12 protein-coding genes and 1 pseudogene are annotated in these 12,624 nt (G+C 72.4%); 4 read left to right on the forward strand and 9 right to left on the reverse strand.

The annotated features are described in order from the left end of the window. Positions 1 to 2: 2 nt before the first annotated feature. Positions 3 to 611, reverse strand: coding sequence for a TetR/AcrR family transcriptional regulator (locus ACH4SI_RS33670; RefSeq protein ID WP_398302490.1), 609 nt, complete (start codon positions 609 to 611; stop codon positions 3 to 5). A gap of 75 nt (positions 612 to 686) precedes the next feature. Between ACH4SI_RS33670 and ACH4SI_RS33675 the strand changes: the two genes are divergently transcribed. Then, positions 687 to 3,227, forward strand: a complete 2,541-nt coding sequence (locus ACH4SI_RS33675) for a beta-glucosidase H (protein ID WP_398302492.1) — start codon at positions 687 to 689, stop codon at positions 3,225 to 3,227. Positions 3,228 to 3,234: 7 nt separating this feature from the next. On the opposite strand, the gene ACH4SI_RS33680 is transcribed toward ACH4SI_RS33675, so the two are convergent. Next, entirely contained in the window at positions 3,235 to 4,122 is an 888-nt protein-coding gene (locus tag ACH4SI_RS33680; protein WP_398302494.1) for an SGNH/GDSL hydrolase family protein, read from the reverse strand. Positions 4,123 to 4,448: 326 nt separating this feature from the next. Here ACH4SI_RS33680 and ACH4SI_RS33685 point away from each other — a divergent pair, with 326 nt between their 5' ends. Next, positions 4,449 to 4,943, forward strand: a complete 495-nt coding sequence (locus ACH4SI_RS33685) for a DUF3145 domain-containing protein (RefSeq protein ID WP_398302496.1) — start codon at positions 4,449 to 4,451, stop codon at positions 4,941 to 4,943. 28 nt (positions 4,944 to 4,971) lie between these two features. Further along, complete coding sequence (locus tag ACH4SI_RS33690; RefSeq protein ID WP_398302498.1) at positions 4,972 to 5,874, forward strand: NAD(P)-dependent oxidoreductase; 903 nt, start codon at positions 4,972 to 4,974, stop codon at positions 5,872 to 5,874. A gap of 72 nt (positions 5,875 to 5,946) precedes the next feature. On the opposite strand, the gene fabF is transcribed toward ACH4SI_RS33690, so the two are convergent. The 5 genes from fabF to ACH4SI_RS33715 form a co-directional block, all read right to left on the reverse strand. Then, positions 5,947 to 7,212: a beta-ketoacyl-ACP synthase II gene (fabF, locus tag ACH4SI_RS33695; protein WP_398302500.1), complete on the reverse strand. Its 1,266-nt coding sequence runs from the start codon at positions 7,210 to 7,212 to the stop codon at positions 5,947 to 5,949. Positions 7,213 to 7,282: 70 nt separating this feature from the next. After that, positions 7,283 to 7,531, reverse strand: coding sequence for an acyl carrier protein (locus ACH4SI_RS33700; RefSeq protein ID WP_009718247.1), 249 nt, complete (start codon positions 7,529 to 7,531; stop codon positions 7,283 to 7,285). 82 nt (positions 7,532 to 7,613) lie between these two features. Further along, positions 7,614 to 8,624: a ketoacyl-ACP synthase III gene (locus ACH4SI_RS33705; RefSeq protein ID WP_398302503.1), complete on the reverse strand. Its 1,011-nt coding sequence runs from the start codon at positions 8,622 to 8,624 to the stop codon at positions 7,614 to 7,616. A gap of 21 nt (positions 8,625 to 8,645) precedes the next feature. Then, positions 8,646 to 9,605 (reverse strand): ACP S-malonyltransferase, encoded by a 960-nt coding sequence (locus ACH4SI_RS33710; protein WP_398302505.1) that lies wholly within the window; start codon positions 9,603 to 9,605, stop codon positions 8,646 to 8,648. Between the two features lie 89 nt (positions 9,606 to 9,694). Continuing rightward, complete coding sequence (locus tag ACH4SI_RS33715) at positions 9,695 to 10,879, reverse strand: PucR family transcriptional regulator (protein ID WP_398302507.1); 1,185 nt, start codon at positions 10,877 to 10,879, stop codon at positions 9,695 to 9,697. A gap of 111 nt (positions 10,880 to 10,990) precedes the next feature. Here ACH4SI_RS33715 and ACH4SI_RS33720 point away from each other — a divergent pair, with 111 nt between their 5' ends. Further along, positions 10,991 to 11,656, forward strand: a complete 666-nt coding sequence (locus tag ACH4SI_RS33720) for a pirin family protein (protein ID WP_398302695.1) — start codon at positions 10,991 to 10,993, stop codon at positions 11,654 to 11,656. A 46-nt stretch (positions 11,657 to 11,702) separates the two neighbouring features. Here the strand turns inward: ACH4SI_RS33720 and ACH4SI_RS33725 are convergent. Both ACH4SI_RS33725 and ACH4SI_RS33730 read right to left on the reverse strand, forming a co-directional pair. Then, positions 11,703 to 12,342, reverse strand: a pseudogene (locus ACH4SI_RS33725) (SDR family oxidoreductase). Beyond that, positions 12,339 to 12,620 carry a hypothetical protein gene (locus ACH4SI_RS33730; RefSeq protein WP_398302509.1) on the reverse strand — a complete coding sequence of 94 codons (282 nt, stop codon included), beginning with the start codon at positions 12,618 to 12,620 and terminating at the stop codon, positions 12,339 to 12,341. The pseudogene ACH4SI_RS33725 and the gene ACH4SI_RS33730 overlap by 4 nt, the downstream one beginning before the upstream one ends. Positions 12,621 to 12,624: the final 4 nt, after the last annotated feature.

A 12,624-nucleotide genomic window follows, 5' to 3' on the forward strand; every position in this document is an offset into this window, starting at 1 on the left:
GGCTATTCGGCCGCGCCTTCGTCTCCCCGGTTCAGCAGGGAGACGAAGGCGCGGAAGAGGGCGGGCATGTCCACCGCGTCCGGATCGTGGAGCCACTGGAACTGCAGGCCGTCCAGCACGGCGACCAGCAGCGGCGCGGCGGCCTCGGGGGTGAGCCCACCGGGCAGCCGGTCGCCGAACTCGCCGCGCAGGGTGTCCGCCATGTCGGCGCGCACCCGCTCGTAGCGGCGGGCGAACCACTCGCGCGCGGGATGGTCCTCGGTAACGCTCTCGCCCAGCAGCGCGGAGAAGGTCTGCACGATGCCGGGGCGCATCGCGTTGTACTCCACCAGGGAGGCGAGCAGCTCCAGCGGCCAGGCGCCGCCGCCGTCGCGCCGCGCGGCGCCGGTGTCCCACTGGTCGCGCTCGGCCAGCACGGCGATGAGCAGGGCTTCCTTGGTGGGGAAGTAGTGCAGCAGCCCCTGCTGGGTGAGCCCGGCGCGCTCGGCCACCGCGCTCAGCGTGGCGCCCCGGTAGCCGCGCTCGGCGATGACTTCGAGCGCGGAGCGGACGATCTCCGCGCGCCGCTCCTGGCCGCGCCGGGTCGGCGCATCGTCGTCCAGCTTCTCCATGGGAGTACCGTAAAGCAGGTTTGATAACAAAACAATAACGATACCTACCGGATTACAAGGCGACGGGTCCACGATATGGGCGACCTGAGGAGGCCGACCGTGGCAGATTCGATCAGTGCGGGCGCGATCAGTGCGGGCGTGAGCGGTGCCGTCGAGAAGGCGCTCGGCGTGCTCGATCTGGAGACCAAGGCCCGGCTGCTCGCCGGGCAGGACATGTGGTCCCTGCCCGCCGTCCCCGCCATCGGCCTGCGCTCCCTGGTGATGTCGGACGGCCCGATCGGCGTCCGGGGCGTGCGCTGGACCGCCGACGACCCCTCCATCGCCCTGCCCAGCCCCACCGCCCTCGCCGCCACCTGGGACCCGGTCCTGGCCCGCCGCGCGGGGCGGCTCCTGGCCCAGGAGGCGCGGCGCAAGGGCGTGCATGTGCTGCTCGCCCCGACCGTGAATCTGCACCGTTCGCCGCTGGGCGGCCGGCACTTCGAGGCGTACAGCGAGGATCCGTATCTCACCGGCGCGATCGGCACCGGCTATGTGCGCGGCGTCCAGGACGGCGGGGTGGGCACCACCGTCAAGCACTTCGTGGCCAACGACGCGGAGACCGAGCGCTTCACCGTCGACAACCGGGTGGGCGCGCGGGCGCTGCGCGAGCTGTATCTCGCGCCCTTCGAAGCCATCGTCAGGGACGCCCGCCCGTGGGGTGTCATGGCCGCCTACAACGGGGTCAACGGCGCCACGATGACCGAGCACCGCGCCTTGCAGCGCGGCGTGCTGCGCGGCGAGTGGGGGTTCGACGGCTTCATCGTCTCCGACTGGATGGCCGCCCGCGACACCGTCGGGGGGCTGACGGGCGGGCTCGACGTCGCCATGCCCGGCCCGGGGACCGTCTACGGGGAGGCGCTGGCGGCCGCCGTGCGCGAAGGGCTGGTGGCCGAGTCGGACGTCGACGACGCGGTGCGGCGGGTGCTGACCCTGGCCGCCCGGGTCGGCGCGCTGGACGGCGTGGAGCCCGCCGTCGCCCCCGCCGACCGGCCCGGGGCGATCGACGGCGACGCGCTCGCCCGCGAGATCGCCCGGCGGTCCTTCGTGCTGCTGCGGAACGAGACGGAGGTGTTGCCGCTCAGCCCCGGCGGGCCCTCCGGCATACGGTCCCTGGCGCTCATCGGCGCCGCCGCGCGGGACGCCCGGGTGCTCGGCGGCGGCTCGGCGCTGGTCTTCCCCGACCATGTGGTCTCCCCGCTGGACGGGCTGCGCGCCGCCCTGCCCGCCGGCGTCCGGCTGGACTACGCGGTGGGGGCCGACCCCACCGACGAACTCGCGCCCGCCGGGCAGGGCTTCGCGCTGCGCGCCGTCGTCCGCGCCGAGGACGGGCGGGTGCTGGGCGAGTCCCGGCTGCCCAGCGGGCAGGTGCAGTGGCTCGGCGACTTCCCCGAGGGGGTCGCCTACGAGGAGCTGCACACTGTCGAGGTCACCGGCACCTTCACCCCGCGCGAGAGCGGGGCGCACTCCTTCGGCACCCGGGGGCTTGGCGGCTTCCGGCTGGTGGTCGGCGGTGAGGTGCTGTTCGACGGGCATCAGGCCATGGCGGACGCCGACGACCCGTTCGAGGCGTTCTTCGGCGCGCCCGTGCCGCGCGGGCGGGCCGAACTGACGGCGGGCGAGCCGGTCGAGGTCAGCCTCACCAGCACGGTCGCCAAGCCGGAGGAGTCGAACTGGCCGGCCGTCGCCTTCAGCCTGGTGCACCGCGCCCCGGAGCGCGATCCGCGGGAGCTGATCGAGGAGGCCGTCGCCGCGGCGGCCGCCGCCGACACCGCCGTGGTCGTGGTCGCGACCACGGAGAGCGTCGAGAGCGAGGGCTTCGACCGTACGGACCTGCGGCTGCCGGGCCGCCAGGACGAGCTGGTGCGCCGCGTCGCCGCCACCGGCACCCCGACCGTGGTGGTCGTCAACGCGGGCTCACCCGTGGAGATGCCGTGGCGCGAGGACGTCGCCGCTGTCCTCCTCACCTGGTTCCCGGGCCAGGAGGCGGGCGCCGCCCTCGCGGACGTCCTCCTCGGCTCCGAGGAGCCCGGCGGCCGCCTCCCGACGACCTGGCCGGCCCGGCTGGCGGACGCGCCGGTGAGCCAGGTCGCCCCCGTCGAGGGGCAACTCTCCTACGACGAGGGCGTCTTCATCGGCTACCGGGCGTGGGAGCGGCAGGAGGGGGCCGCTCCGGCGTACTGGTTCGGGCACGGGCTCGGATACACCGACTGGGCGTACGAGGCGGTGGACTTCACTCCCGCGGGCCCCCTCACCGGCACCTTCGCGGGCGACCTGGGCACGATCACGGTCCGCGTGCGGAACGTGGGCTCCCGGCCGGGCCGGGAAGTGGTCCAGCTCTATCTGGCCCCGCCGCCCGGCGCCGCCGAGGAGCGCCCCGCCCGGTGCCTGGCGGGCTTCGCGGCAGCGGAGGCCGGTCCGGGGGAGGCGGTGGAGGTGGCGATCCCGGTGCGGCGCCGCGCGGCGGAGATCTGGGACGAAGAGGCGGAAGCCTGGCGTCTGATCCCGGGCCCGTACACGGCGGAGGCGGGCCGCAGCGTGGCGGACCTCCGCCTCACGGCGGGCGTGGTGGTGGGCTAGGACCGGCTCAGGGGCTGGTGATGCGGCGGTAGGCCATCGCGGCCAGCCGCTGCTGACCCGCCTTGCTGGGGTGGAACCAGTCCCACTTGCTCAACTCCTGCGCCGTGAAGCGGTAGTTGTGCACCGCGCCGTCGTAGCGGCACAGCGGGTCCTTCCCGCATACGTCCTTCAGCACCTGGTTGTAGTCGTCCACCTGCTCGTCCACCCGCTGCCGCCGCTCCGTGGAGGCCGCGTCCATCGCGTCGGAGTCCTTGAGCATCGACGGGCAGATGCCCAGCTTCCAGATCTGCCGCCCCAGCACGTTCTTCCGCCCCTGCGACCACAGCCGCTTCAGGTCCGGGACGCTCGCGACGTACACCTGCGTCTTCGGCACGGCGCGGCGCAGCCGGGTGAGGGCCGAGGCGAAGGTGGAGCGGAACTCGTCGGTGGAGGTCATGTCGGCGACCGAGTCCCGGCACGCGTCATTGGCGCCGATCATGATGGTCACCAGCTGCGGCTTGCGCGTCGCGGCCGCCGTCATCTGGGCGGGCAGGTCGGCCATGACCGCGCCGGTCCTGGCGTAGTTCCAGCTGCGCGCGCCCGAGCGCAGCCGCTGCGCGAGGCTGTTCACATCCGTGCCGGTGGACCAGGAGACCTTGGGGCAGTCGGAGAGCACCGAGCAGGCGTCGAAGCCCCGGGTGATGGAGTCGCCGACCGAGGCGATGGAGCTGGGGCGGGTGTTCCACGCGGGGCCCTCGGCGGCATGGCTCCTGCCGCTCCGGCTCGGCCCGTTCCGGGAGGGGTCCTCGGAGCTGCCGAAGCAGCCCGCCGTGCTCAGGACGGCGGCCGTCGTGAGCAGGACGGCACCGGTACGCACGGTGGTCCACTGCTTCCGGCGTGGTGCGCTGGCCCGCATGGCTGTTCCCCCTCCGACTGTTGGGTGATATCTATCCAGGACCGACGGTACGTCACTCCTCTGGCCGGTCCGCGCGGTACGTTTTTCTTGTGGCAGTTGAGCATCGGCCCGGCGCCAGGCAGAGCATTGCGATACCGTCACATTACGTTGCGTCACATCCTGTCCCTTTTCTAGAGAATTCTGCCCGAAAAATTTCACCGCAGGTAACCTCGGGACTGGTGCGAGGGTGATCATTAGGGCAGAATGTCGTGTGCTGTCCCGGGCGTGACCGGTACGGGCACGAGGCCGCTGGGGAAGGCGTACCTCGAACCGCACAGGAGGCCCCGGTGACGACACGTGGAGTTCTGTATGTGCACTCCGCTCCGCGCGCGCTGTGCCCGCACGTCGAATGGGCCATCGCGGGCGTACTCGGTGTGCGCGTCACCCTCGACTGGATCAAACAGCCCGCCGCCAACGGCACCTGGCGCGCCGAGTTCTCCTGGCAGGGCGAGGTCGGCACGGCCTCCAAGATGGCCTCCGCGCTGCGCGGCTGGCATCTGCTCCGCTTCGAGGTGACCGCCGAGCCCTGCGCCACCGCCGAGGGCGAGCGCTACAGCTCCACCCCCGAACTGGGCATCTTCCACGCCGTCACCGGCATGCACGGCGACATCCTGATCCCCGAGGACCGGCTGCGCGCCGCGCTGGCCCGCTCCGCCCGGGGCGAGGGCGATCTCCAGGCGGAGATCGCCAAGTTGCTCGGCAAGCCGTGGGACGACGAGCTGGAGCCGTTCCGCTACGCGGGTGAGGGCGCCCCCGTCCGCTGGCTGCACCAGGTCGTCTGACCGCCAGGACACCCCCTAGCGTGGCCGGATGACCGAACAACTCCCGGCAGCAACCTCCGTCGCGGTCCTCGGCACCGGCATCATGGGCTCCGGTATGGCCCGCAACCTCGCCCGCGCCGGACTCGACGTCCGCGCGTGGAACCGCACCCGCGCCAAGGCCGAACCACTCGAGCCCGACGGCGTGCGCGTCACCGACACCCCGGCACAGGCCGTGGACGGCGCCGATGCCGTCCTGACGATCCTGCACGACGGCCCGGCCGCCCTGGAGACGATGCGCCAGGCCGCCCCGGCGCTGCGCCCCGGCACGGTGTGGGCCCAGGCCACCACCGCGGGCCTCGACGGGCTCGACTCCCTCGCCGCGTTCGCCCGCGAACAGGACCTGATCCTCCTCGACTCACCCGTCCTCGGCACCAAGGCGCCCGCCGAGAGCGGACAGCTCGTGGTCCTCGCCGCCGGTCCACCCTCCGCCCGCGCCGCCGCGGCGCCGGTCTTCGACGCGATCGGCAGCCGTACGGTCTGGGTCGGCGACACCGGGGAGGAGGGCGCGGCCACCCGGCTCAAGCTCGTCATCAACAGCTGGGTCCTCGCCATCACCAACGGCACCGCCGAGGCGCTCGCCCTCGCCAAGGGGCTCGGCGTGGAGCCGCAGGGCTTCTTCGACGCCATCGCCGGCGGGCCGCTGGACAACGGCTATCTGCACGCCAAGGCGGGTCAGTTGCTCAGCGGCGATCTCGCGCCCAGCTTCGCGGCCAGGACCGCCGAGAAGGACGCCCGGCTGATCGTCGAGGCGGGGCAGCGGTCCGGCGTACGGCTGGATCTGGCGGCCGCGGGCGCGGAGCGGTTCCGGCGCGCCGTCGGCCAGGGCCACGGCGACGAGGACATGATCGCCTCGTACTTCGCCAGTTTCGAGGACGGCCCCGAGGGCGCATAGCCAAGGGCTGATACGCGAAGGGCGTGCCCCCGGCCGGAGCCGGAGGCACGCCCTTCACTCGTTCGAGCCGCCTCAGACGGTGCGGAACGCCAGCACCACGTTGTGGCCGCCGAAGCCGAACGAGTCGTTCAGCGCCACGATCGGACCCTCGCCCGGCAGCGCCCGCGGCTCGCCGCGCACGATGTCCGCGTCCACCTCCGGGTCCAGCTCGTCGATGTTGATCGTCGGCGGGGCGAGCCGGTGGTACAGCGCGAGCACGCTGGCCACCGTCTCCACACCGCCGGTGCCGCCCAGCAGATGGCCGGTCATCGACTTGGTGGCGGAGACCGCCATGTGGTCCACGTCGTCGCCGAAGACCTTGCGCAGCGCCTTCAGCTCCGCCACGTCGCCCTGCGGTGTCGAGGTCGCGTGCGCGTTGATGTGCGCGATCTCGACGGGCTTCAGGTCGGTGCTCTCCAGCAGGTTCTGGAGCGCGTGCGCGATGCCGTTGCCGGACGGCTCCGGCTGGGTGATGTGGTGGGAGTCGGCCGAGATGCCCTGGCCGACGGCCTCCGCGTACACCCGGGCGCCGCGCGCGGCGGCGTGCTCCGCCGACTCCAGGACGACGACGCCCGAGCCCTCGCCCATCACGAAGCCGTTGCGCTTGACGTCGAAGGGGCGCGAGGCACCCTGCGGGTCGTCGTTGTTCTTCGACATCGCCATCATGTTGCCGAAGGCGACGATGGGCAGCGGGTGGATGGACGCCTCGGTGCCGCCCGCGACGACCACATCGGCGCGGCCGGTGCGGATCATCTCGATGGCGTAGCCGATGGCCTCCGCGCCGGACGCGCACGCGCTGACCGGGGTGTGGACACCGGCGCGCGCGCCGACCTCCAGGCCGACGTTGGCCGCCGGGCCGTTGGGCATCAGCATCGGCACGGTGTGCGGGGAGACCTTGCGGACGCCCTTCTCCCGCAGCACGTCGTACTGGTCGAGCAGGGTCGTCACGCCGCCGATACCGGAGGCGACGACCGCGCCCAGCCGGTCCGGATCGACCGACGGGTCCTCGCCGGCCTTGCCGGTGAAGCCCGCGTCGGCCCATGCCTCACGGGCCGCGATCAGCGCGAACTGCGCCGACCGGTCGAGCTTGCGCGCCTGCGGGCGGGGCAGGACGGTGCCGGGGTCCACCGCGATGCTCGCGGCGATCCGGACCGGCAGGTCGGCTGCCCAGTCCTGCTCCAGGAGGCTGATGCCGGAGCGGCCGGCGAGCAGTGCTTCCCAGGTCGATGAGGCGTCGCCACCCAGCGGCGTCGTGGCACCAACACCGGTGACGACCACGGTGTGATTGGTCGAGTTCACAGGAATTCTTCACTCCTACGTAGGAGGTGCTGGACCTCTGCCACCGCACGGGTGGCGACAGACTCTCGGCTCAGCCCTGGTGCTTCAGGATGTAGTCGACGGCGTCGCCGACGGTCTTCAGGTTCTTGACGTCGTCGTCCGGGATCTTCACGTCGAAGCGCTCTTCGGCGGCGACGACGACCTCGACCATGGACAGCGAGTCGACGTCCAGGTCGTCGGTGAAGGACTTGTCCAGCGCGACGTCCTCGGCCGGGATACCGGCGATCTCGTTGACGATCTCGGCGAGACCTTCGAGGATCTGCTCCTGCGTGGCGGCCATTGCGGCGCTCCTTCTTCGGTGTGTTGCGGTGGGTGCGCAGCGCCCGACTCGTCCGGGGCTGCGTGGTTCTGGGCTAGAGAGCCTATGGGAGGGTAACGACCGTCGCTGCGTAGACGAGACCCGCCCCGAAGCCGATGACGAGCGCGGTGTCACCGCTCTTTGCCTGCCCCGTCGCCAACAGCCGCTCCATGGCGAGCGGAATGGAGGCGGCGGAGGTGTTGCCGGTGGTCTCCACGTCACGGGCGACCGTGACGTGCTCCGGCAGCTTGAGAGTTTTGATCATCGAGTCGATGATCCGCATGTTGGCCTGGTGGGGGATGAACGCGTCGAGGTCGTCCGCGCTGACCCCCGCCTCGTCCAGGGCCTGCTGGGCGACCTTCGCCATCTCGTACACCGCCCAGCGGAAGACCGCCTGGCCCTCCTGGCGCAGTGCCGGGTAGCGCACCTCGTCGGTGGAGTGGTCGCGGTAGACGTCCCAGGGCAGCGTCTGGGTGATGGTGTCGGACTTGTCGCCCTCCGAGCCCCAGACGGTCGGGCCGATCGCGGGCTCCTTGGACGGGCCGACGACCACGGCGCCCGCGCCGTCGCCGAACAGGAAGGCCGTCGCCCGGTCCTCCAGGTCGGTCAGGTCCGAGAGCCGCTCGACGCCGATGACCAGCACGTACTCCGCGGTGCCATCGGTGACCATGCCCTTGGCGAGGGTCAGCCCGTAGCCGAAGCCCGCGCAGCCCGCGGAGATGTCGAACGCGGCGGGCTTGCCGGTGCCCAGCAGGTGGGCGATCTCGGTGGCGACCGCCGGGGTCTGCTTCATGTGCGAGACGGTCGAGATGATCACGGCGCCGATCTGCTCGGGCGTCAGCCCGGCGTCGGCGATGGCCTTCCCGCCCGCCTCGACGGACATCTGGGCGACCGTCTCGTCCGGACCGGCCCAGTGGCGGGTGGCGATGCCGGAGCGGGAACGGATCCACTCGTCCGAGGAGTCGATGTGCTTGAGGATCTCCTCGTTCGGCACCACCCGGGTGGGGCGGTAGCCGCCGACGCCGAGAATGCGCGCGTACGGGGCGCCCTTGCTGGGCCTGATCTTCGCGGTCATGCTCTCGGAGCTCCTATTCGGCTATACGGCCGGGGTGTCGGCGGCGGGTACGGCGTGCTCGGCGATCAGCGCGCGTGCCGCGTCGAGGTCGTCCGGAGTCTTGAGCGCCAGGGTCGCCACACCCGGCAGGGCCCGCTTGGCGATACCGGTGAGGGTCCCGCCCGGAGCCACCTCGATCATCGCGGTGACGCCCAGCTTCTGGAAGGTCTCCATGCACAGGTCCCAGCGGACCGGGTTGGACACCTGGGTGACCATGCGCTGGATCACCTCGGCGCCGGACGCCACGACCCCGCCGTCCCGGTTGGAGACGTACGCGGTGCCCGGGTCGGCGATCGGCACGCCCGCGACCAAATTCTCCAGCGTGGCCACCGCCGGGGCCATGTGGTCGGTGTGGAACGCGCCGGCCACCTTCAGGGGAACGACGCGGCGCACACCCTCCGGCTTGTCCTCGGCCAGCGCCGCCAGCTGCTCGGCGGTGCCCGCGGCGACGATCTGCCCGGCCCCGTTCACATTGGCCGGGGTCAGCCCGTGCTTGTCGAGGTGCGCGACGACGGTCTCCTGCTCACCACCCAGTATGGCGGCCATGCCGGTCTCGGCGCGGCCCGCGGCCTCGGCCATCGCCAGACCCCGCTGACGTACGAGCACCATGGCCGCCTCGTGGCTGAGCACACCGGCGGTCGCGGCCGCGGTGATCTCGCCCACGCTGTGGCCCGCGGCGGCGCCGACCACGTCCTGGACGCGGTGCGGGCCGTCGGCGAACAGCGCCTGGGCGGAGAGGAGTCCGGCGGCCACCAGCAGCGGCTGGGCCACCGCGGTGTCGCGGATCGCCTCCTCGTCGGCCTCGGTCCCGTAGTGGATCAGATCCAGGCCGGAGACGGCCGACCACCACCGCAGGCGTTCGGTGACGCCGGGGAGATCGAGCCAGGGGGTCAGGAAGCCGGGCTTTTGGGCTCCCTGGCCGGGAGCGACGAGTACGAGCACTCTCACACTCTCTCTTGTGGGTGGTCCCGCCCGCCCGTGGGGACAAGGACGAAGAACGGTCAAGGGAATTGTTGGAGTCCAACAAACAGCTACGGAAATATGTCCCCGTCGGCAAGACGTCCGAGGATCAGGGCTATCCGTAGTGTGAAGGCCGACCGGACGTCAGATGGTGACCACCCGGTGACGTCGGTCACACGTCGTAGCCGGTAGCGCACGGTGTTGGGATGCACAAAAAGCATCCGGGCGGCGCCCTCAAGACTGCTCGCCTGCTCCAGATACACGCTCAGGGTCTCCAGCAGCGCCGAGCCCGCTTCTTCCAGCGGTCTGTAGATCTCCTCCACCAGCTGGGCGCGGGCGGCCGGGTCCCCGGCCATCGCGCGTTCCGGAAGAAGATCGTCCGCCAGTACCGGGCGGGGGGCGTCCGGCCAGGCCGTACACGCCTTCAGGCCGGCCGCGGCGCACGCCGCCGAGCGGGTGGCCGCCAGCAGGTCCGACACCACAGGACCGGCCACCACCGGGCCCGCGGCGAACGGCCCGATCAGCGCCTTCGCCGCCTGGAGCGGATTGTCCGAACCGCCCGCCACCACCACCAGCCGGTTGCCGAGCACCCCGGTGAGCACCTGGAGCTTGGCCTGGCGGGAGGCCCGCCGGATCGCCTCCACGGTCAGCTCGCTGTCCCCGTCGGGCGCCGTGCCCAGCACCACGCACACGTGCTCGGGCGAGTTCCAGCCGAGCGCCGCCGCCCGGGACAGCGCGCCCTCGTCCGCCTCCCCGGACAGCACCGCGTTCACCACCAGCGACTCCAGCCGGGCGTCCCAGGCGCCCCGCGCCTCGGCCGCCTGCGCGTACACCTGGGCGGTGGCGAAGGCGATCTCCCGCGCGTACACCAGCAGCGCCTCGCGCAGCACCGCCTCGTCGCCGGGAGCCACCACCTCGTCGATGGCCGACTCCATGACCTCGATGGTCGTACGGACCATCTCCACCGTCTGCCGCAGTGTGATCGCCCGGGTCAGCTCGCGCGGCGCCGTACCGAACACATCGGTGCTGATCGCCTGCGGTGCCTCCGGGTGCCGGAACCACTCCGTGAAGGCCGCGATGCCCGCCTGCGCCACCAGCCCGATCCACGAGCGGTTCTCCGGTGGCATCGCCCGGTACCACGGCAGCTGCTCGTCCATGCGCGCGATGGCGGCGGCGGCGAGCTTCCCGGACGACTTCTCCAGACGTCGCAGGGTGGCGCTGTGCGGATGCGGGGTGTTCGCGGCTGGTTCAGGCACGAGGACAAGACTGCCTTATCGGAGGGTGAACGCTGGGGGCGGGAGGCTACGCGGGGGTAGGTAAGGGGGCGGGAGCGGGCCGGTCCGCGGCGCACTACCGTGGACCGGATGATGTGGGTACAGCGGTCCGGTGCACGGTATCCGGGCGGGGACGGAGCGGGCGTCGAGACGCGCCACGCCTTTTCCTTCTCTGGACACTACGACCCGGACAACGTGCGGTTCGGGCCCCTCGTCGCCTGCAACGAGGAGCGTCTCGCCCCCGGCGCGGGCTTCGCCGAGCACCCGCACCGCGATCTGGAGATCGTGACCTGGGTCGTCGAGGGCGAACTCACGCACGAGGACTCCACCGGCCACCGGACCGTGGTCCGCCCCGGCGACGTCCAGCGGCTCAGTGCGGGCAGCGGCGTACGCCATTCCGAGCGCAACGAGTCCGCGGCGCCGCTCACCTTCGTCCAGATGTGGCTGGCGTCGGGCACGGTCGGCGCCGAGCCGGAGTACGACGTGGTGCGCGGCATCGCCGACGGCACCCCGTACGCCCTGGCCCGCGCCGAAGCGGTGCTCCACGTACGGCGCCTCGGCGACGGCGAGCGCACCGCGCTGCCGGACGCGCCCTGGGCGTACGCGCACGTGGTGCGCGGTGAGGTGCGCGTCGCGGACGACACCCTCGCGGCGGGCGACGCGGCGCGCATCCGGTGCGCGAAGGACCTGGAGGCGCGTGCGGTGGGGGCGGCGGAACTGCTGGTGTGGGAGATGCGCGCGGAGCCGGTGTACGGCTAGCCGCGACCCGTAACGCCGTGGCCCCGTACACCTGCTCCGCGTGTGGTCAGCGGCCCAGCCAGCCGCCGTCGACCGGCAGCACGGTGCCCGACACATAGTCCGACGCGGCACTGGCGAGGAACACCGCCGCCCCGGCGAGGTCCTCGGGCCGCCCCCACCGCCCGGCCGGGATCCGGTCCAGGATCGCGCGCGACCGTTCGCTGTCGTCGCGGAGCGCCTGGGTGTTGTCGGTGGCGATGTAGCCCGGGGCGATGGCGTTGACGCCGATCCCGTGCGCCGCCCATTCGTTGGCCAGCGCCTTGGGGAGCCCGGCGACGCCGGACTTGGCCGCCGCGTAGCCGGGGACGGTGATGCCGCCCTGGGTGCGCGGCGGCCGCTGTCCGCCGGATCGTCCCCGCGTTGTTCACCAGGATGTCCACGGGCCGCTCCAGGGCGGCGAGTTCCGCGCCGAGGGCGCGCACCGCCGCACGGTCGGCGAAATCGACCCGGCGCGCGGTGAACGTCCGCCCGTGGGAACGGACGGCCGCCTCCACCGCGCTGCCCTCGGGTTCGAGCGTGGCGACGCTCACCCCGATGACGTCCGCGCCCGCCGCGGCGAGGGCCTCCGCCATCGCCTTGCCGATGCCGCGCCTGGCGCCGGTCACCACGGCGAGCTTGCCGGTCAGATCGAAGGGGTTCGGGGTCATGAGGCCACCTCCTGGCAGTCGACGAGGACCTTCATGGCCCTGCCCGCGGACAGCTGCTCGAACGCGTCCGCCACGCGGGTCAGGGGCACCGCGCCGGTGATGAGCCGGGCGGCCGGTACGACCCCGTCGGCCGGCATCGTCACGCCTTCAGGTCCACCGGCCGCGGCTGGGGTGGATCGCGACGATGACCACCCGGCTGTGACCGGATCGCCCACCGCCCAGCCCGTCATGCCCTCGCCGACGGCGGCGATCCGCCCGGACGTTTCGCGGCCGATCACGGCC

Origin of the sequence: Streptomyces sp. NPDC021212 (genome assembly GCF_044332925.1) — a bacterium.
Classification (GTDB): domain Bacteria; phylum Actinomycetota; class Actinomycetes; order Streptomycetales; family Streptomycetaceae; genus Streptomyces.